This window comes from Burkholderia sp. 10_S31, assembly GCF_056930375.1.
The window spans coordinates 415,968-433,907 of sequence record NZ_JBXOWK010000002.1 but is presented as its reverse complement, the minus strand read 5'-3'; the positions used below and the strand labels follow the sequence as shown (position 1 = coordinate 433,907).

Sequence of the window (17,940 nt, the reverse complement as noted above, 5' to 3'; positions counted from 1 at the left end):
GACTTCGAACCACGCGTGCGTCATCGGAACCGGCGGCATCGGCGTAACGCCTCAGGTACCGCATTCCGCCCGCATCGCCCGTCGCGATGCGGAGCGATCACCGTCACAGCACCGCCACCGCCTTGATCTCGACGATATAGCCGGGCGAGCCGCCGAGCATGTGTGCGCCGACCGCGGTCCACGCGGGCCGCGGATGCGCATGCAAATAGCGATCGCGCACCTGCATGAACAGCGGCAGGTCGCGCATGTCGGTATGGAAGGTCGTCAGGTCGACGACGTCGCCGAGCGAAGCGCCGCCCGCCTCCAGCACGCGCTTCAGGTTCTCGAACGCCTGCACGATCTGCGCTTCGCGGTCTTCCACCAGTTGCATCGCCGCGTCGCGGCCGATCTGGCCGGACACGTAGACGGTATCGCCGACCTTGATCGCCGGCGCATAGCCGATTTTTTCGTACACGGCTTCCATGCCGGCCGGGATGATCGCTTCGCGTTTGCGCATGAGTGTCTCCATGGCCGGGCGCGCGGCGCCGGCCGATCATGTTCATGTGATTGTCGAATGGCGCGCACGCGCGGCTGCGGCGCGTGCACGCCCGAGGCATCAGGTTCGGCGAGCCGCCGCGGCTCAACCCGTATCGCCGCCCGCGACCGGCAGCACCGTGCCGGTGATGTAGCTCGCCTCGTCCGACGCGAGGAACAGGATCGGCGCGATCTGCTCGTCGAGGCTGCCGTAGCGCTTGAAGAACGTCGAGTCGGTCACCTGCCGCACCGCTTCGGCCATCCACGCCTGTTCCTGCGCGTTGTCGCCGGCCGCATTGCGCGGCACGCGGCGCGGCGGCGCCGTGGTGCCGCCCGGCGCGGTCGCGACCACGCGGATGTTGTGCTCCGCGTATTCCATCGCGAGTGCCGCCGTCAGCGCATTGACACCGCCTTTCGCGGCCGAGTACGGCACGCGGCGAATCCCGCGCGTCGCGTTCGACGACACGTTGACGATCGTGCCGCCGCCCGCGGCCAGCAGGTGCGGCAGCACCGCGTGGCAGCTGTAGAGTGTAGGCATCAGCGAGCGGCGGATTTCCGCGTCGATCTGCGCGGGCTCGAACTCGGCGAACGGCCGCATCCGGATCGCGCCGCCGACGCCGTTGATCAGCACGTCGATCCGACCGAACGTCGCGACCGCGCACGCCATCGCCGCATGCGCGCCGTCGTAGGTCTCGAGATCGGCGACGAAGCCGGCCGTGTTGCCGCCCGGCGCTTCGGCGGCCACCTCGGCCACGAACTCCGCGCGATCGACCAACAGCACCTTGCCGCCCTCGGCCGCCGCGCGCAGCGCGACGCCGCGTCCGATGCCCTGCGCCGCGCCGGTGACGACGACCACCTTTCCGGAGAATCGTTGCATGGTCATGCCGCCTTTGCCGTCACGTTCGGCGTGAACTTCTCGTAGTGGAAGCTGTTGGGCTTCACGCCTTGATCGTCGAAGTACTGGCGCACCGCGTCGACCATCGGCGGCGGGCCGCACAGATAGACGTCCACGTCGCCGTCGTTCAGCGCATCGGCCGGAATGTGCTGCGTGACCCAGCCCTTGCGCGCGTGGCTCGACGCAGCATCGGCGACCACCGTCGCGTAGCTGAAGTTCGGCAGCTTCGCCGCAACCGCTTCGATCGCGTCGACCAGCACCAGGTCGAGATCGCGCGTCACGCCGTAGATCAGGTGCACCTTCTGCTGCGAGCCGCTGCGCGCGAGCACCTCCAGCATCGACAGGAACGGCGCGAGGCCCGTGCCGCCCGCGAGGAACAGCAGCGGCCGCGCCACGTCGCGCAGGTAGAAGCTGCCGAGCGGCCCGTTCAGCTCGAGGGTGTCGCCGGGTTTCGCCGATTCGAGCCACGTGCTCATCACGCCGCCCGGGATCTTCTTGATCAGGAAGCCGACCTTCGTGTCGCCCGGCGCGGACGAGAACGAGTACGACCGGTGCTGGCCGCTGCCCGGCACGCCGATGTTCACGTACTGGCCCGGCAGGAACGCCGGCGCGGCCGCGTCGACGTCGAGCTCGAGCACGATCGCCGCGTCGTTGTGCTGCTCGACCTTCGTCACGGTCGCGGCGAATGCGCTGTGGCCGGTCTTGCACGCGACCGACGACGTCGGCACCGCGATCACGCAATCGCTTTGCGGCACCATCTGGCACGTCAGCACGAGGCCGCCGTCCTTCTCGTCCTCGGTGAGCGCGTCGTCGATGTAGTCGTCGCCGAGGTCGTAGCTGCCGCTTTCCGCGCGGCACTTGCAGGTGCCGCACACGCCGTCGGAACAGTCCATCGGCAGGTTGATCTTCGCGCGAAACGCGGCGTCGAGCACCTTCTCGCCGGCCTTGCAGTCGATGAAGCGGGTGACCCCGTCCTCGAAGTTCAGTGCAATCTTGTAGGTGGACATGACCTCGTCTCCCTGTGTTACGTGTCGAAACAATCGGCGTCAGACGTGGTACACGTCGAGCACCTGCCGGATGTAGTCGTTCTTCAGCACGATCTTCTTGTTCGAAATCAGCAGCGCGTCGCCCACCTGGCGCAGCGTGACGAACATCGTGCCGAAGTAGTGATCGGTCACGCGGTAGCGATGGTTGAGCGTGTCGAAGTTGTAGCGCACGTCCACCTCGCCTTCGCGCTCGGCCAGCACCTCGACGTTCGTCACGTTGTGGCTGGTGCGCGGCTCGGGCGTCGACGCACCGCTGCGCTCGGTCTTGATCCGGAACACGCGATCCTCGAGGCCGCCGCGATCCGGGTAGTACATCAGCGAGATCTGGCTTTGCGGATCGTCGGTCGGCCGGTCGTCGTCGTCCCACGCGGGCATCCAGTACGTGACGTCCTCCGTGTAGCAGGTCAGCCACGCGTCCCACTCGCGATCGTCGAGCAGGCGCGCTTCGCGATACAGCGCCGCGCAAATGGTCCGGTAATCGATGTTCATGCCTCCACCTCCCCGCGTTCCTTCTTCAGCGCATCGCGCATCACGTGCACCCAGTGTTCGTGCTGGCACACGAACAGCCCTTCGTCCTCGCTGCGCTCGCCCGAAATGCGCGGGTTCAGCCCCATCTTTTTCGCGTTCTCGTCCGGCCCGTCGATCCACAGCGGCGCGCCGCGCGACAAGTCGTTCCACATCGCCGTGATGCCCGCGTAGCCGGCCTGGCATGCGCGGAATTCCTCGAGGTCGTCGGCCGTGCCCATCCCGGTCACGTTGAAGAAATCCTCGTACTGGCGAATGCGCGTCGTGCGGTCGGCTTCGCTCTCGCCCTTCGGCGCGAAGCAGAAGATGCTGACTTCGGTCTTGTCGACGCCGAGCGGGCGCACCACGCGGATCTGCGTGCTGAACTGGTCCATCAGGAACACGTTCGGGTACACGCACAGGTTGCGGGTCTGGTTCACGATGAAGTCGGCCTGCACGTCGCCGACGCGCGCCTTGATCTCGTCGCGGTGCTGGTACACGGGCCGCACTTCCGGGTTCATCGTCTGGGTCCACAGCAGGATGTGGCCGTTGTCGAAGCCGTACACGCCCGCGACCGACTTGCTCCAGCTGTTCGCGTCGACGGCCTTGGTGCCGTCCTCCTTGCGGCGGCCCATCGTCGCCGCGTAGTTCCAGTGCACGGTGCTCACGTGATAGCCGTCGCAGCCGTTCTCCATCTGCATCTTCCAGTTGCCTTCGTAGATGTAGGAGGAATTGCCGCGCAGCACTTCGAGGCCGTTCGGCGCCTGGTCGACGATCTGGTCGATGATCACGCGCGCCTCGCCGAGGTAGTCCTCGAGCGGCAGCACGTCGTCGCTCAGGCTGCCGAACAGGAAGCCGCGATAGTTCTGGAAGCGCGCGACCTTCTTCAGGTCGTGCGAGCCGTGCGTGTTGAACTGCACCGGATACTCGGTCGTCTTCTCGTCCTTCACCTTCAGCAGCTTGCCGGTGTTCGAGAAGGTCCAGCCGTGGAACGGGCACGTGAAGCTGCCCTTGTTGCCGTGCTTGCGGCGGCACAGCATCGCGCCCTTGTGCGCGCATGCATTGATCACGGCGTGCAGCTCGCCGGTCTTGTCGCGCGTGATGACGACCGGCTGGCGGCCGATCCACGTCGTGTAGTAATCGTTGTTGTTCGGGATCTGACTCTCGTGCGCGAGGTACACCCAGTTGCGCTCGAAGATGTGCTTCATCTCGAGCTCGTACAGCGCCTCGTTCGTGAAGATGTCGCGGCGGCAGCGGAAGACGCCGGCCTCCTTGTCGTCCTGCACCGCGGTGGCGAGCAGGTGGTCCAGTTCGGTGGTGGGGTCGATCGTGGCGGACATGTTGGTTCCTCCTGTGCGCGTGCCGGGTCCTGCAAGCACGCTCGCATCGGTATCGATTGAATCTCGCGGGGACCCGGCCGGCGGCGGCGCAGGCGCGCCGCCGCGCCGTCGGGTGGTTATGCCGTGGCGGAAGCGCGCAGGCGTTCGACGATCTGGTTGTCCTTGCCCTCGACGCGCGGCGTCAGGACGAAGTTGAACGCGATGTCCTGGTACGCGTCGGCCTTCAGCCCAAGGGCGGCGCCGCCGGTCTTGCCGGTGACGGGCGGAATCAGCTCCTCGCGCGTCGCATACGCGAAGTCGTCCCAGATCAGCGGGTCGCCGTCGATGTTGAACTGCGTCGTGAGCTTGCGGTGGCCGTCGCTGGTCACGAAGAAGTGCACGTGCGCCGGGCGGTTGCCGTGGCGGCCGAGGCGGTCCAGCAACTGCTGCGTCGCGCCCTGCGGCGGGCAGCCGTAGCCGACCGGCATCAGCGTGCGGAATTCGTACTGGCCGTCCGCGCCCGTCTTCACCGCGCCGCGCAGGTTGAAATCGCTCTGCTTGCCGGTCGGGTCGAAGTGCGAATAGAAGCCGTGCGAATTCGCGTGCCAGCACTCGACCAGCGCGCCGGCCACCGGCTTGCCGTCGAGACCCGTGACCGTGCCGTGGATCACGAGCGGGCCCGCGGCTTCGTCCGCGTCGAGGTCGATCTTCGCGACGCCGTCGCGCACCGGCGCACCGGCGACATACAGCGGGCCTTCGATCGTGCGCGGCGTGCCGCCGTCGAGGCCGATCGCCTCGTCCTCGGCGTCCATCCGGATGTCGAGATACTTCTCGAGGCCGAGGCCGGCGGCGAGCAGCGCCGCTTCGCCGTCCTGGCCGAGCTTGTTCAGGTAGTTCACGCCAGCCCACACTTCGTCGGGCGTGATGTCGAGATCGTCGATCGCCTTGAACAGGTCGCCGAGCAGCCGCAGCACGATCTGCTGCGTGCGCGCGTCGCCGCCGTTGGTGCCATTGGCGCCCGCGTTCGACGCGGCCTTCAGCAGATCCTGCACTTCCTTCGTATCGAAAACTTTGACGCTCATGATGGTGTCTCCACGTGTATTAGGGGAAAAGTGACCCGGGGTGCTCGCTGTCGCAGCAGAGGCGGCTCCGTGGCTCAAACGTCGCCGTCGTGTATCGACGACGGGTGGCGACACAACGGCGTCACCGAAATCTTCATGTACGGGAACAGCGGCAGGCCGGTCAGGATCTCGTGCAGCTCGGCGTTGCCCGACACGTCGAACACGCTGAAATTCGCGTATTCGCCGGCGATGCGCCAGATATGGCGCCACTTGCCGCTGCGCTGCAGGTCCTGCGAATACGCTTTCTCGCGGGTCTTGATCTCGTCGGCCACCCCGGCCGGCATGTCGGCCGGGAGGTTGACGTCCATGCGTACGTGGAAAAGCATCGTGATGTCCTGATACGTAATCGGGTTGGCGCAAGTTAGCGGGAGACTTTCGTCAGCCCGTCGCGGGTGAAGCGCGCGACCTTCGCTTCGTCGAGCTCGATGCCGAGGCCCGGGCCGCTCGGCACGGTCAGTTCGAAATCGCTGTAGTCGAGCGGGGCCGTGAGGATTTCCTCGGTGATCAGTAGCGGTCCGAACAGTTCGGTGCCCCACTGCAGGTTCGCGAAGCTCGCGAACAGATGCGCGGATGCAACGGTGCTGAACGCGCCTTCGAGCATCGTGCCGCCGTACAGCTCGATGCCGGCCGCATCCGCGATCGCCGCGACGCGCTGCGCGGCAAAGAGGCCGCCGCTCTGCTCGATCTTGATCGCGAACACGTCCGCGCCGTGATGCTTCGCGATCTCGAACGCGCTGTCCGGGCCCTGCAGGATTTCATCGGCCATCAGCGCGACCGGGAAGCGGCGCATCAGCCGCGCGAGCGCCGCGGCCGACGCGACCGGCTGCTCGACCAGTTCGCAACCGGCATCGGCCAGCGCCGGAATCGCGCGCGCCGCCTGCGTCTCGCTCCAGGCCATGTTCACGTCGACGCGCACCGATGCGCGCTCGCCGAGTGCCCGCTTGATCTCGGCCACGTGCCGGACGTCCTCGGCGAGCGCCTTCGCGCCGATCTTCAGTTTGAACACGTTGTGGCGGCGCAGGTCGAGCATCCGTTCGGCTTCCGCGATATCGGTCGCCGTGTTGCCCGATGCGAGCGTCCACGCGACCGGCAGGCGATCGCGCCGGCGACCGCCGAGCAGTTCGCTGACCGGCACGCCAAGGCGCTTGCCGTGCGCGTCGAGCAGCGCGGTTTCGAGCGCGCTCTTCGCGAAGTGATTGACCTTCGCGAGCTTGCCGAGGAACGCCATCAGCGTCTGGATGCGCGTCGCGTCCTTGCCCATGATCGCCGGCGCGAGGTACGCGTCGATCGCAAGCTTCATCGCTTCCGGGCTTTCCGGGCCGTAGGCCATCCCGGCGATCGTCGTGCCTTCGCCGAGGCCCGTCACGCCGTCGCTGCAGGTCACCTTCACCAGCATCAGCGTCTGCCCGTGCATCGTGGCGACCGACAACTTGTGCGGACGGATCGTCGGCAGGTCGACGAGGCGGGTTTCAATGCGTTCGATGGTGACTGAGGACATGGGGCACGCTGCGTGTGGGAAGTTCATGGAACGGATTTATACGCGGCGGGGAAATGGGGCGTCCAATACTTTTGGGCGAGTTTTTTGATACCTGGAGGGTATTGAAATACGACTCGAGACCCGGGATATTGCGGCGCGCCATACCTTTTTTGGCTAGGTATGCGGGCGGAGAGGCTTGCTGGAGCGTGGTCGCGCGTGGTCGGGGTATCGCTTGCGCGGAGGTGCGATGCGGCTACTTTCGGCAGTGGGAAAACCGGCTGAAACGGGTGGCCTGCCTGAATCGATCAGGGTTTTCCTGAGGGCAAAACGGTGGGGTTGGCCGTCGGTCTTCGGCTTCGGCGTCGGTTTCTGCGAACGACCGGATGGAGGTCGGTATGTGGATATCGGCTCGTCGCCGATGCGCCACGTCTATCAGAAGCCGATGGTGGCTATCGGCCAACAGACGACCTTCGCGGGCAACGGGGTTCGGACATTCAGACGTCCGTTGCGCCCTGGAGGCGGCCATTTAAATCGCGAGTACAGCCTGAGTGCCCCCCGATGGGTGGCTGGCAAGCCATGCAGCGCAGCGCTCCCGCAAGAAAGCATGCAACGCGTTAATCGCCGGCGACAGTTGCGCACGGTGAGCACAAATCAAGTGCAGCGGCGCAGGCTCGCAGTCCTCCGGGGGAAATAACTCCACCAGTCGACCTGCCTTCAGATCGTCGATGAGGTCCAGTCGCGACTTGTAAACAATGCCTTCCCCGGCTACGGCCCAGCGACGAACGGCATCGGCATCGTCGCTGATGCGATTACCTGTCACGGCCACGGTGCGCTCGCCGCCTCGCGGGGTAAAGCGCCAGCGTTCATGTATCTGCTCGCTCCATACGTACCGAAGGCAGTTGTGCCGCCGCAGATCCTCAATTTTGGTCGGTGCGCCATGCCGTTCGAGGTAGGACGGCGCGGCACACAATGCGCGCCGGTTGTTGTCGACCAGTTTCATGGCCAAAAGCGACGAATCCGGCAGCGCTCCGTAGCGCACGACTGCATCCAGCGGCTGGCGGATCAGGTCGGCCGCACGGTCGCTCATTTTCAGGTACAGCGACAAGCCAGGGTGCCGGTGCTGAAAGTCATCCAGCCACGGCAACAGCAGGTTTCGACCAAAGTCAGACGGAGCGGACAGCCGCAGCGGGCCGGACAGTGCCCCCCGGCTGTTTGCCAGGGCCTGCTGGCCTTGCTCCAGCGCACCAATCATGACCCGCGCATGCGGCAGGTAACGCTCTCCAGCCTCCGACAATTGCATGCTTCGCGTGGACCGCGTGAACAAGCGCGTGTCCAGCACCTTCTCAAGCCGCTGCACCGATGCACTCGCGTGTGCCGGCGCGATATTCAGCTGGCGCGCCGCCTCCGAGAAGCTGCCGTAATCCACCGTGTGCAAGAAGATCTGGACGTCATCGAGTCGAATCATTTTCATTGAAATGACGAAAGTGTTTGGGCTCGCCGGATATTTATCCGCATATCGACGAAAGATAGCATGGTCTCAATCACCCTTGGAGACCACGTGTATGAAAGCCATCGGCTTCTATCAGAACCATCCCGTCAGCCACCCGCACGCGCTGCAGGATATCGAGCTGCCCACGCCGGAACTGCGCGACCACGATCTGTTGGTGGAAGTAAAGGCGGTATCGGTCAACCCGGTCGATACCAAAATTCGGCGCAGTGGAGATATTCCTGAAGGCGGTGCCCGCATCGCCGGCTGGGACGCGGCGGGAATCGTCCGCGCGACCGGTCCGCTGGCCACGCGCTTCAAGGCAGGCGACCGTGTCTGGTACGCGGGCGACATCAAGCGACCCGGCAGCAACAGCGAACTGCACGCCGTGGACGAACGCATCGTCGGACCCATGCCGACATCACTGGATTTCGCAGAGGCCGCTTCATTGCCGCTGACCACGATCACCGCGTGGGAGCTGCTGTTCGACCGTCTGCGTGTTCAGGCAGCGGACCCGGCCAAGCACAACGTGCTGCTCGTGATCGGAGCGGCGGGCGGCGTCGGCTCGATTCTGACCCAACTGGCACGTGAGCTGACCGGTATGACCGTCATCGGCACGGCCTCGCGACCGGAAACCCGCGAATGGGTGCTGGCTCATGGCGCGCACTACGTCCTCGATCACCATCAACCCTGGGCAACCCAGTTGGCCGCGCTCGGTATCGAGCACGTCACCCATGTTGCCGGGTTGAACAACAGCGCTGCCTATGTGGCTCAAATCGCCGCCGTGCTGCGCCCGGAAGGCCAGTTCGCCCTCATCGACGATCCGGTGGGTCTCGACATCGGGCCGTTCAAGGGGAAATCCATCTCGATTCACTGGGAACTGATGTTTACCCGCGCGATGTTCACCACCGACACCCTCGCACGGCAACACGCGTTGCTGCGCCGCGCGGCGCAGCTGGTTGACCAGAGCCGCCTCAAGCACACCCTGACCCGACGCATTGACGGCATCAACGCCGCAGGTCTCATCGAAGCGCACGCGCTGGTCGAGGCCGGCAACATGATCGGCAAGGTCGTCGTCGCCAACCATTGAACCCTTCTGATAACGGACATCAACATGACATCGCCAATCATCAGCACGACAACGATCAGCCTGGAAGCCGCGCAAGCATTGATTGCCGAAGCGCGCCGCGCGTGCGCCGCACGAGGATTCGCCGCGACAATTGCGATTACCGATGCAGGCGGTCACCTGCGCGCTTTCGAGCGCGCCGATACCGCCCCGTTCCTGACTGTCGACGTCGCCATCGACAAGGCATGGACCGCCGCGTCATTCGGCATGGCCACGCACCAATGGAATCAGTACATGGCCGAACCTGCCGTTGCCCCGCTGGCGCACCATCCGCGGCTGATGCCGGTCGGCGGTGGCGTACCGATCTTTTACGAAGGGCGTCTGGTCGGGGGCATCGGTGTTTCTGGCGGAACATCGGCTCAAGACCACGAGGCCGCTGAGGAAGCGCTGCGCCACGCCGGGTTTAACCAGTAACGATCGCCTTGCCGTCAATCGACAAACGTTCCACAAAGGCGGAACCGTTGCGCGTGAGGGACCGGCCCGGACGGCCGGATCACTCCAATAATTGTCGTTGAAGCTCTGGCGGCTCGAACGACGGCTTCGGGTCGATAACTGCGAATCCCGAGAAGCGTGAGCGTAGGTCTGAGCACAGGTTTACGCGTTGAGCCTCGTCAGACACGGCGCAGGCACTGCTGCACCAGCAATCCCCGCAGTGTCATCAGCCGGCGTGCGGCAACAATCCGCGCAACGACTGTCCAGTTTCCGTACACATGACCGCAAACGCCCCACGATCCGCGCGGGCCCCGCGGGTGGGAAGAAACCCGGATAGCCCCGTTTCGCCGCCCCCGCCTACCCTCGCGCGCATGCCGGTCGACACCAAAGCGCCAAGCAACGCCCGATCCGGCCGACCGAAATTTCCTCAGGAGCGTACATGGATAGCAGCAGCAACACGGCACTGTTCGACGCCGACGTCTGGCGCGGCAAGACTTTCACCGGGCACTGGCACGCGAGCCCGCACGCGGCCGACGTGATCGAACCGGCGACCGGCAACACGCTCGGCCGCATCGGCCTCGCGGATAGCGCGGCCATCGCCGACGCGTCGGCCGCCGCGCAGCGCGCGCAGCCTGCGTGGTTCGGCCTGCCGTACGACGAGCGCGCGGCGGTCCTGCGTCGCGCGGCGGCCGTCGCCGAAACGCACTTCGATGCGATCGTCGACTGGCTCGTGCGCGAAAGCGGCTCGACGCGCGCGAAGGCGTCGTTCGAAACCGCCGTCACGATCAAGGCCCTGCACGAGGCGGCCGGGTTGCCATCGCGCGCAGCCGGCGAAGTGCTGCCGTCGACGCCCGGCCGGCTGTCGCTCGCGCGGCGCCGCCCGCGCGGCGTGGTCGGCGTGATCTCGCCGTTCAACTTCCCGCTGTACCTCGCGGTGCGCGCGGTCGCGCCGGCGCTCGCGCTCGGCAACGCGGTCGTGCTGAAACCCGATCCGCGCACCGCCGTGTGCGGCGGCGTCGCGATCGCGCGCGTGTTCGAGCTCGCCGGCTTGCCGCAAGGCGTGCTGCACGTGCTGCCCGGCGACGGCGCGGCCGGTGCGGCGCTGGTCGCCGATCCGCACGTCGCGATGATCCAGTTCACCGGCTCCACCGCGGCCGGACGCAAGGTCGGCGAAGCGGCGGGCCGCTACCTGAAGAAGGTGTCGCTCGAACTCGGCGGCAAGAACTCGCTGATCGTGCTCGACGACGCCGATCTCGACCGCGCCGTCGCCAACACCGCCTGGGGCGCGTATCTGCATCAAGGCCAGATCTGCATGGCCACGGGCCGCGTGCTCGTGCAGCGCGCGATTCACGACCGCTTCGTCGCGAAGCTCGTCGAGAAGGCGCAAGGCCTGCGCGTCGGCGATCCAGCGACCGCGGACGTCGGCCTCGGCCCGCTGATCAATGCCGCGCAACGCGACCATGCGGCGAACCTGGTCGACGCGGCCCGTCGCGCGGGCGCACGCGTCGAGACGGGCGGCGGCCATCGCGGCCTGTTCTTCGAGCCGACCGTGCTGAGCGGCGTCGCGCCGGGCAATCCGGCGTTCGACGAGGAGATCTTCGGGCCGGTCGCGATCGTCGTGCCGTTCGATACCGACGAAGAGGCGATCGCGCTCGCGAACCAGACCGAATACGGGTTGTCGATGGCGATCCTGTCCGCCGACGTCGGCCGCGCGCTCAGGATCGGCGAGCGGTTGAACACCGGCCTGCTGCACATCAACGACCAGACGGTCAACGATGAAGTGATCAACCCGTTCGGCGGTGTCGGCGCATCGGGCAACGGCTCGAGCATCGGCGGCAGCGCGAACTGGGAAGAATTCACGCAGTGGCAGTGGCTGACCATCAAGGGCGACGCGCCGTTGTATCCGCTTTAACGAAGGCTTTAACAAGGAGACCGACCATGTACACGGAAAACGATACGCGCGCCGTCACCGCGGCCGTCGCACGCGCCGCCGGCGCACCGTTCTCGATCGAATCGGCCCGGATCCGCGCGCCGCGCGGCGACGAGGTGCTGGTGCGCGTCGTCGCGACGGGCCTGTGCCACACCGACCTGATCGTGCGCGACCAGTACTACCCGGTGCCGCTGCCGGCCGTGCTCGGTCACGAGGGCGCCGGCGTGGTCGAGGCAGTCGGCCCGAACGTGAAGACGCTCGCCGCGGGCGATCACGTCGTGCTCACCTACGGCGCGTGCGGCCACTGCACGTCGTGCGTCGGCGGTCACGGTGCGTATTGCCGGCAGTTCTTCGCGCTGAATTTCGGCGGCGCCGACGCCGACGGGCAGACCGCGATCCGCGACGCCGCCGGACAACCGCTGCACGATCATTTCTTTGCGCAGTCGTCGTTCGCGAGCTACGCGCTCGCACGCGAGAACAACGCGGTCAAGGTGCCGAAGGAGGCGCCGCTCGACCTGCTCGGGCCGCTCGGCTGCGGCATCCAGACCGGTGCGGGCGCGGTGATCAACTCGCTCGCGGTGCGCACGGGCAGCAGCTTCGCGAGCTTCGGCGCGGGGGCGGTCGGCATGAGCGCCGTGATGGCCGCACGGATCGCGGGCGCCACCACCATCATCGCCGTCGACATCGTGCCGTCGCGGCTCGCGCTGGCATTGGCGCTCGGCGCGACGCACGCGATCAACAGCAAGGAAGTCGATGTCGTCGACGCGATCCGCGAGATCACCGGCGGCGGCGTCGATTTCGCGCTCGAATCGACCGGGCTGCCGGCCGTGCTGTCGCAAGGGATCGACGCGCTCGGCTCGCGCGGCACGATGGGCGTGGTCGGCGCGCCGAAGCTCGGCACCCGGGCGGAATTCGACGTGAACAGCCTGCTGCTCGGCGGCCACACGATCCGCGGCATCGTCGAAGGCGACAGCGTGCCGCAGATCTTCATTCCGCAGCTCGTGCAGCTGTATCTGCAAGGGCGGTTTCCGTTCGATCGGCTGGTGAAGTTCTATCCGCTCGAACAGATCAACCAGGCGGCGGAAGACAGCAGCAAAGGCATCACGCTCAAGCCGATCCTGCGCTTGCCGCATTGAGCCCAGGCGTGCCGCCGGCCGTCGGCGGCACGCGGCGGCGCTCCGGTGGGGACGACAATACCGCGCTTCGGGCGCCGGGCTATATTACGCATTCGCGCGACACGCCGGGCCGCCCCGCCCGGCCCGGACATTCGACCCCAAATGGAATCCAGCGTGAATACGGCTCCCGAATCCCTTGCCCGGCCGGTCGACCTCGACCGGCTCCGCGTCCGCTTCGCGGCGGGCGAGCCACTGCCCGAAACCGCGTTGCCGGCCAGCGTCGCGCGCTCGTGGGCGCGTTCGCGCGATGCCGGGCTCCGGCCGTGGGAAACCGCCCGCTACGAAATGCAGCGCGAGCGCGACGAATCGCGCGCGGACCGGCAACTGACCCGCTGCGTCGCGCAGGAAATCGAGCAGCTGTGGGCTGCGTTCGGCGGCAGCGACTGGACGATCTTCTGCGTCAATCCGCGCGGCACGATCGTCCATGCGCGGCGCAGCCCGCAGTGCGGCGACACGCTGCTGACGCCGATCGTCGCCGGGCGCCGGATCGTCGAACCGAACGTCGGCACGACCGCGCCGAGCTGCGTGATTCACGACGGGGCCGAGGCCGTCGTCGCGGGTGCGCAGCACTATCTCGACGAGTTGTCGCGGGTGTTCTGTCTCGCGGTGCCGCTGGTCGGCTTCGATGGCGAAGTGATCGGCGCGCTCGACATCACCGGCATCGGCCGGCGCAACGTCGTGCAACTGCGCGAGCAGTTCCGGCATGCGGCGCTGTCCGCCGAGCAGCGGCTGTATGCGCTGCTGCGCGACTGCCATCTGCTGCACGTGCAATACGATCCGCGCTGGCTCGGCACGCCGCTCGCCGGCGTCGTCGCGCTCGACGAAGCGGGCCGCGTGCGCGCGGTGAGCCGGCTCGCGCGCCAGATGCTCGATCTCGCGCCCGAGGGGCCGGTCGCACGGTGCGATCTCCGGCAACTGTTTCCCGGTGCAACGCCCGCGCAGCAGCGTCGTTTGCTGACGCCGGCGCGCACGCCGCAGCGGATCGCGCGCGACGATGGTAGCCACGTATGGGTGCGCACCGTGCGCGCGCCGCTCGATCGGGCGACGATGGCGCGCCACGCCGATGTGCTCGAGGACGCCGCCGACGCGTGCAACGCAGCGCCGGCCGCGACCCCGCACGCGAGCTTGCACGAACAATCGCTCGACGCGATCCGCCGGGCGCTCGGCGAGCACGACGGCAACGTGTCGGCGGCCGCGCGGCAGCTCGGCATTTCACGCACGACGCTGTATGCGAAGCTCAGGCAGCTCGATGCGGCGGGGCTCGGGATTGGCGGGCCGCATTGACGCGGCGTTCGGCGGTCGGCGGTCGGCGGTCGGCGGTCGGCGGTCGGCGGTCGGCGTTCGGCATTCGCCGTTCGCCATTCGGCATGAAACGATGGCGGCCACGCCGCCCTCCTCCCGTCCTTGCAAGCGGATCGCCGCCGCAGCCTCACCCGGTCAGAATGCGTAATTGACCGACACCAGCGTGACGAGCGGATCCAGCGTGATCTTCGCGACGCTCTTGACCACGACACCGTTCGGCAGCCGGGTGCTCAAATTGGCTTTCGTCCCGAACGGCAGGTACGACACGGAAAGCCCGGCCGACCAATGCTTGTCGAACTGGTAATTCAACCCGGCATTGAAGACCGGCGACCATGCGCTGTCTACGTCCGCACTCGTCGACAGGCCTGTCGTCGCCCCGTGCGTCAATTGCGCGCTCAACGCCTGCTGGAACGCGGGACCGACATGCGCATTGGTGAACCAGATGTAGCTGACGCCGATGCCGAGATAGGGTCTCCATCGGGCATCCGCGCGGCCGAAATAGTATTTCAGCAGCAGCGCCGGACTCCACTGGCGGACATCGCCGAGCGGATTGATCGCCGCGGCGGAAAGCACCCCCGTTCCCGAGAACTTGAATTTCGGCGGAATGCCGGCGACCGTCTCCACCGCGATGTTGTCGGTCAGGAAATGCGTAAACGTCATGCCAAGCGTGTCGGCGTTATCGACGCTCGCGCCCGTATCGGGCACCGCGTGCCCGCCGATTTCGAGCGGATCGCTCGAGGTTTGAGGGGCGATTCGCAACCAGCCCATTCCGATCACGTTGCTTCCCGCGGACTGCGCATGTGCTGCCGCGCTCGCCACCAGCATGGCGGCAGCCGCCGCCAGTTTCATCGACTTCATCAGACGGTATCTCCCTATTTATTGTCTCGACACGGGTGCGTATGCCGACCGTGGCGTGCCGCCACTATGGCGGCCGACCGGGGCTTTGGAAATGTTTGAAACGGACGCGAAAATTGTCCGCGTTCGCTACCACACGGAACCGGCGGATTGACGTAACGTGGTCACTGCGGACGCGGCCTGCGAAGCATCGATGCCCGGCATTGCCCGATTCCAGGCCGCGACGAGAACCGACGACCTGATTCAGAGATGAGCAGCAGCACCATGCGATTGAACCCGACGCAAGCCGGCCCTGGCGCCGGCTTGCCGTCGTCGCCGGTCGATCTGGCCACCCTGTCGGAAAAACGCGCATCGCCGTCGAAGCTCGCGGCGCTGATGGAAGTCGCGGCGCATCTGGCGCTCGACACGTCCGCGGTGCTCGCCGGGACCGATCTCACCCCGAACGACGTGTCGAACCCGTTCACGCTCACGTCGGCGCAACAATTCCTGACGGCCGTGCGCAATGCGCTCCGGCACTATTCCGGCTCCGACCTGGGCGTGCGGGTCGGCAGGTTGCTGCATGCATCGAGCTACGGGCTATACGGGTATGCGACGCTGTGCGCCGAAACGCTCGGGCAGGCGTTCGATGCGGCGGTCCGGTTCCACCGGCTCGCGAACGGCTTGCTCGGCATTCGCTGGGGCATAGAAGGCGAGGAAGGCGATCTGGCGTCCTGGCATTTCCCTGCCCGCGAAGACGTGGTGCTGCCCGAACTCGACGCGCGACTGTACGCGTTTCTGCTCGACATGCAGTTCGTTCTTCACGCGACATTCGTCAAGGACGTGATGGGATCGTGGTGCGTGCCGGTGCGCGCACAGTTTGCATGCGAACCACCGGCCCATGCGACATTGCTTGCCGAAGCGCTCGACTGTCCGGTTGCATTCGATCAGGATTGCCATGTGTTGAGCTATCCCGCCGCGTGGCTATCGCGGGCGCCGCAGCTTGCCCACCCGATCACGGCGGCCCAGGTCTCGCGGCACTGCGCGCAGTTGCTCGACGAACTCCAGGACCGCTCCGGGATCACGCTTCGCGTCTACGACGAACTAACGCGCATCCCCGGCAGATTCCCGGACATCGACGCGATCGCCGGGACCCTCCACATGACTTCAAGGACACTGCGCCGCAAGCTCGACGCCGCAGGCACGTCCTACAACGAACTGCTGACGGGCGTGCGCAGGGCGCTGGCGATCGACTATCTCGGCACGACCGCGCTGAGCACCGAAGACATCGCATCGGTATTGGGATTCAGCGACGCCGCGAGTTTCCGGCATGCATTCAAGCGCTGGACCGGCCTGACGCCGAACGAGGTGCGCGGCAACGCGGAGCCGGCGCCGCGGCCGTGGAGCACGGCGGGTTGACGCCGCCATTGCGGCGTTATCGTCGGCATGGCCGATGAACAGGCCCTACGCGACCGCTCGCCGCTCATGCAGCCGCAACGCGGCCCACGCGATGCCGGCCGAGAAGATTCCGACCAACCCGCCGAACGTGCCGATCCACGGCAGCCCGAACGCTCCGGCGATATGGTTGCCGAGCAGCGCGCCGGCGCCGATCCCGACGTTGTACAGCCCGGAAAAGATCGACACCGCGAGATCGGTCGCTTCCGGCGCCAACTTCAGCACCCACGCCTGCATCGCGAGACCGAAGCAGACGATCGCGCCGCCCCACACGAGCGTGTGAACCGACAGCGTGACGATGTTCAGTGCGCTCGGGAACAGGATCAGCAGACAGGCCGACAACGCGATGATCGACGCGAGCAGGAAGTCGGCCGGCCGCTCCGGAAACACGCGGTTGAAGCAGAGCGCGGCCGGCATGCCGGCGACGCCGAACAGGATCAGCACGTAGGTAATCCGGCCGCTGCTCGCGTGATTGACGCTCTGCACGAACGGCTCGATATACGTGTACGACGTGAAGTGCGCGGATACCACCAGCACGGTGATCGCATACAGCGACACCAGCGCCGGCTTGCGCAGGAACGTGCCGATGCTCGCGAGCGAGCCGGCGCCCTGGCTCGGGAGCGTCGGCAGCGACACGCGCAGTATCAGCAGCGCAACGGCCGCCGCGCCGCCGATCACGAGGAACGTGACGCGCCAGCCGAGCGCCTCGCCGATCACGCGCCCGAGCGGAATGCCGGCGACCATCGCGATCGCCGTGCCCATCGCGAGCAGGCTGAGCGCGCGACTTTTTCGGTCGCTCGGCGCGACCCGCACGGCGAGCGGGACGGAAATCGACCAGAACACCGCATGCGCGCACGCGATGCCGAGCCGGCCGATCATCAGCACCGTGAAATTCCACGCGACGCCGGTGACGACATGGCTGCCGATGAACACCAGCAACGCGCAGCTCAGCAGCTTGCGGCGCTCGACGTGACGCGTGACGAACGTCAGCGGCAGCGACACGACGGCGACGGCCCACGCGTAGATCGTCAGCATCAGGCCGACGGCGGTCGGCTGCATCTGCAGGCTGTCGCCGATCGCGCTCAGCAGCGCGACGGGCACGAACTCGGTGGTATTGAAGATGAAGGCAGTGAGTGCCAGGGCCAGAACGCCCCACCACGACTGTTCGGAACTGACGGCGTCCGGGGTTGCCATACGGGAATTCGACGAAGGTTGAGAGCGCGGGCAGCCGGCCCGGCGCATCGGCGCGATTGTACCAGCGGCGCTTGACACGCTGCTGCCGGCCGCGGCGCGCGGACATGGCGATGACACGGCCGTGCGCCGATAAT

Annotated in this window: 17 protein-coding genes; 6 read left to right on the top strand and 11 right to left on the bottom strand. The window is 66.7% G+C overall.

Annotation, left to right across the window (positions count from 1 at the left end):
- Positions 1-103: 103 nt before the first annotated feature.
- The 9 genes from AC1Z3W_RS16550 to AC1Z3W_RS16510 form a co-directional block, all read right to left on the bottom strand.
- Complete coding sequence (locus AC1Z3W_RS16550; RefSeq protein WP_124833441.1) at positions 104-496, bottom strand: RidA family protein; 393 nt, start codon at positions 494-496, stop codon at positions 104-106.
- A gap of 123 nt (positions 497-619) precedes the next feature.
- Complete coding sequence (gene benD / locus AC1Z3W_RS16545) at positions 620-1,396, bottom strand: benzoate diol dehydrogenase BenD (RefSeq protein ID WP_057927020.1); 777 nt, start codon at positions 1,394-1,396, stop codon at positions 620-622.
- On the bottom strand, positions 1,393-2,415 hold the full coding sequence (benC, locus tag AC1Z3W_RS16540; RefSeq protein ID WP_124833440.1) for a benzoate 1,2-dioxygenase electron transfer component BenC: 1,023 nt from the start codon (positions 2,413-2,415) through the stop codon (positions 1,393-1,395). Before benC ends, benD begins: the two co-directional genes overlap by 4 nt.
- 39 nt (positions 2,416-2,454) lie before the next feature.
- A complete protein-coding gene (benB, locus tag AC1Z3W_RS16535; protein WP_057927022.1) occupies positions 2,455-2,943 on the bottom strand; it encodes a benzoate 1,2-dioxygenase small subunit in 489 nt (162 codons plus the stop codon).
- Positions 2,940-4,298: a Rieske 2Fe-2S domain-containing protein gene (locus AC1Z3W_RS16530; RefSeq protein ID WP_124833439.1), complete on the bottom strand. Its 1,359-nt coding sequence runs from the start codon at positions 4,296-4,298 to the stop codon at positions 2,940-2,942. The genes benB and AC1Z3W_RS16530 overlap by 4 nt, the downstream gene beginning before the upstream one ends.
- Before the next feature lie 116 nt (positions 4,299-4,414).
- On the bottom strand, positions 4,415-5,359 hold the full coding sequence (catA, locus tag AC1Z3W_RS16525; protein WP_175825210.1) for a catechol 1,2-dioxygenase: 945 nt from the start codon (positions 5,357-5,359) through the stop codon (positions 4,415-4,417).
- Positions 5,360-5,433: 74 nt separating this feature from the next.
- The gene (gene catC, locus AC1Z3W_RS16520) at positions 5,434-5,724 is read right to left on the bottom strand and encodes a muconolactone Delta-isomerase (protein WP_124833438.1); all 291 of its coding nucleotides are present in this window, start codon (positions 5,722-5,724) and stop codon (positions 5,434-5,436) included.
- A gap of 35 nt (positions 5,725-5,759) precedes the next feature.
- Positions 5,760-6,896, bottom strand: a complete 1,137-nt coding sequence (locus AC1Z3W_RS16515) for a muconate/chloromuconate family cycloisomerase (RefSeq protein ID WP_124833437.1) — start codon at positions 6,894-6,896, stop codon at positions 5,760-5,762.
- 505 nt (positions 6,897-7,401) lie between these two features.
- A complete protein-coding gene (locus AC1Z3W_RS16510) occupies positions 7,402-8,340 on the bottom strand; it encodes a LysR family transcriptional regulator (RefSeq protein WP_483508323.1) in 939 nt (312 codons plus the stop codon).
- Positions 8,341-8,437: 97 nt separating this feature from the next.
- Here AC1Z3W_RS16510 and AC1Z3W_RS16505 point away from each other — a divergent pair, with 97 nt between their 5' ends.
- The 5 genes from AC1Z3W_RS16505 to AC1Z3W_RS16485 all read left to right on the top strand — a co-directional run bounded on the left by AC1Z3W_RS16505 (position 8,438) and on the right by AC1Z3W_RS16485 (position 14,308).
- Positions 8,438-9,451 (top strand): zinc-binding alcohol dehydrogenase family protein, encoded by a 1,014-nt coding sequence (locus tag AC1Z3W_RS16505; RefSeq protein ID WP_124833436.1) that lies wholly within the window; start codon positions 8,438-8,440, stop codon positions 9,449-9,451.
- A 24-nt stretch (positions 9,452-9,475) separates the two neighbouring features.
- Entirely contained in the window at positions 9,476-9,901 is a 426-nt protein-coding gene (locus tag AC1Z3W_RS16500; protein WP_124833435.1) for a GlcG/HbpS family heme-binding protein, read from the top strand.
- A 457-nt stretch (positions 9,902-10,358) separates the two neighbouring features.
- On the top strand, positions 10,359-11,831 hold the full coding sequence (locus AC1Z3W_RS16495) for a benzaldehyde dehydrogenase (protein ID WP_124833434.1): 1,473 nt from the start codon (positions 10,359-10,361) through the stop codon (positions 11,829-11,831).
- A gap of 26 nt (positions 11,832-11,857) precedes the next feature.
- Positions 11,858-12,985 carry an NAD(P)-dependent alcohol dehydrogenase gene (locus tag AC1Z3W_RS16490; RefSeq protein ID WP_057927030.1) on the top strand — a complete coding sequence of 376 codons (1,128 nt, stop codon included), beginning with the start codon at positions 11,858-11,860 and terminating at the stop codon, positions 12,983-12,985.
- Positions 12,986-13,138: 153 nt separating this feature from the next.
- Complete coding sequence (locus tag AC1Z3W_RS16485; RefSeq protein ID WP_242431828.1) at positions 13,139-14,308, top strand: helix-turn-helix domain-containing protein; 1,170 nt, start codon at positions 13,139-13,141, stop codon at positions 14,306-14,308.
- A gap of 153 nt (positions 14,309-14,461) precedes the next feature.
- Here AC1Z3W_RS16485 and AC1Z3W_RS16480 read toward each other — a convergent pair whose 3' ends face one another.
- The gene (locus AC1Z3W_RS16480; RefSeq protein ID WP_483508322.1) at positions 14,462-15,187 is read right to left on the bottom strand and encodes an OmpW/AlkL family protein; all 726 of its coding nucleotides are present in this window, start codon (positions 15,185-15,187) and stop codon (positions 14,462-14,464) included.
- A 243-nt stretch (positions 15,188-15,430) separates the two neighbouring features.
- Between AC1Z3W_RS16480 and AC1Z3W_RS16475 the strand changes: the two genes are divergently transcribed.
- Positions 15,431-16,576: an AraC family transcriptional regulator gene (locus tag AC1Z3W_RS16475; protein WP_483508011.1), complete on the top strand. Its 1,146-nt coding sequence runs from the start codon at positions 15,431-15,433 to the stop codon at positions 16,574-16,576.
- 45 nt (positions 16,577-16,621) lie between these two features.
- On the opposite strand, the gene AC1Z3W_RS16470 is transcribed toward AC1Z3W_RS16475, so the two are convergent.
- Positions 16,622-17,806, bottom strand: coding sequence for a sugar transporter (locus AC1Z3W_RS16470; protein WP_057927034.1), 1,185 nt, complete (start codon positions 17,804-17,806; stop codon positions 16,622-16,624).
- Positions 17,807-17,940 lie beyond the last annotated feature (134 nt).

Excerpts from the sequence above, each read along its gene's own strand:
- catA (WP_175825210.1), bottom strand. The coding sequence starts at position 5,359 with ATGAGCGTCAAAGTTTTCGATACGAAGGAAGTGCAGGATCTGCTGAAG.
- AC1Z3W_RS16490 (WP_057927030.1), top strand. The coding sequence starts at position 11,858 with ATGTACACGGAAAACGATACGCGCGCCGTCACCGCGGCCGTCGCACGC.
- AC1Z3W_RS16500 (WP_124833435.1), top strand. The coding sequence starts at position 9,476 with ATGACATCGCCAATCATCAGCACGACAACGATCAGCCTGGAAGCCGCG.
- AC1Z3W_RS16515 (WP_124833437.1), bottom strand. The coding sequence starts at position 6,896 with ATGTCCTCAGTCACCATCGAACGCATTGAAACCCGCCTCGTCGACCTG.
- AC1Z3W_RS16470 (WP_057927034.1), bottom strand. The coding sequence starts at position 17,806 with ATGGCAACCCCGGACGCCGTCAGTTCCGAACAGTCGTGGTGGGGCGTT.
- benD (WP_057927020.1), bottom strand. The coding sequence starts at position 1,396 with ATGACCATGCAACGATTCTCCGGAAAGGTGGTCGTCGTCACCGGCGCG.
- AC1Z3W_RS16530 (WP_124833439.1), bottom strand. The coding sequence starts at position 4,298 with ATGTCCGCCACGATCGACCCCACCACCGAACTGGACCACCTGCTCGCC.
- AC1Z3W_RS16550 (WP_124833441.1), bottom strand. The coding sequence starts at position 496 with ATGCGCAAACGCGAAGCGATCATCCCGGCCGGCATGGAAGCCGTGTAC.
- benC (WP_124833440.1), bottom strand. The coding sequence starts at position 2,415 with ATGTCCACCTACAAGATTGCACTGAACTTCGAGGACGGGGTCACCCGC.
- benB (WP_057927022.1), bottom strand. The coding sequence starts at position 2,943 with ATGAACATCGATTACCGGACCATTTGCGCGGCGCTGTATCGCGAAGCG.
- AC1Z3W_RS16505 (WP_124833436.1), top strand. The coding sequence starts at position 8,438 with ATGAAAGCCATCGGCTTCTATCAGAACCATCCCGTCAGCCACCCGCAC.
- catC (WP_124833438.1), bottom strand. The coding sequence starts at position 5,724 with ATGCTTTTCCACGTACGCATGGACGTCAACCTCCCGGCCGACATGCCG.
- AC1Z3W_RS16495 (WP_124833434.1), top strand. The coding sequence starts at position 10,359 with ATGGATAGCAGCAGCAACACGGCACTGTTCGACGCCGACGTCTGGCGC.
- AC1Z3W_RS16475 (WP_483508011.1), top strand. The coding sequence starts at position 15,431 with ATGAGCAGCAGCACCATGCGATTGAACCCGACGCAAGCCGGCCCTGGC.
- AC1Z3W_RS16510 (WP_483508323.1), bottom strand. The coding sequence starts at position 8,340 with ATGATTCGACTCGATGACGTCCAGATCTTCTTGCACACGGTGGATTAC.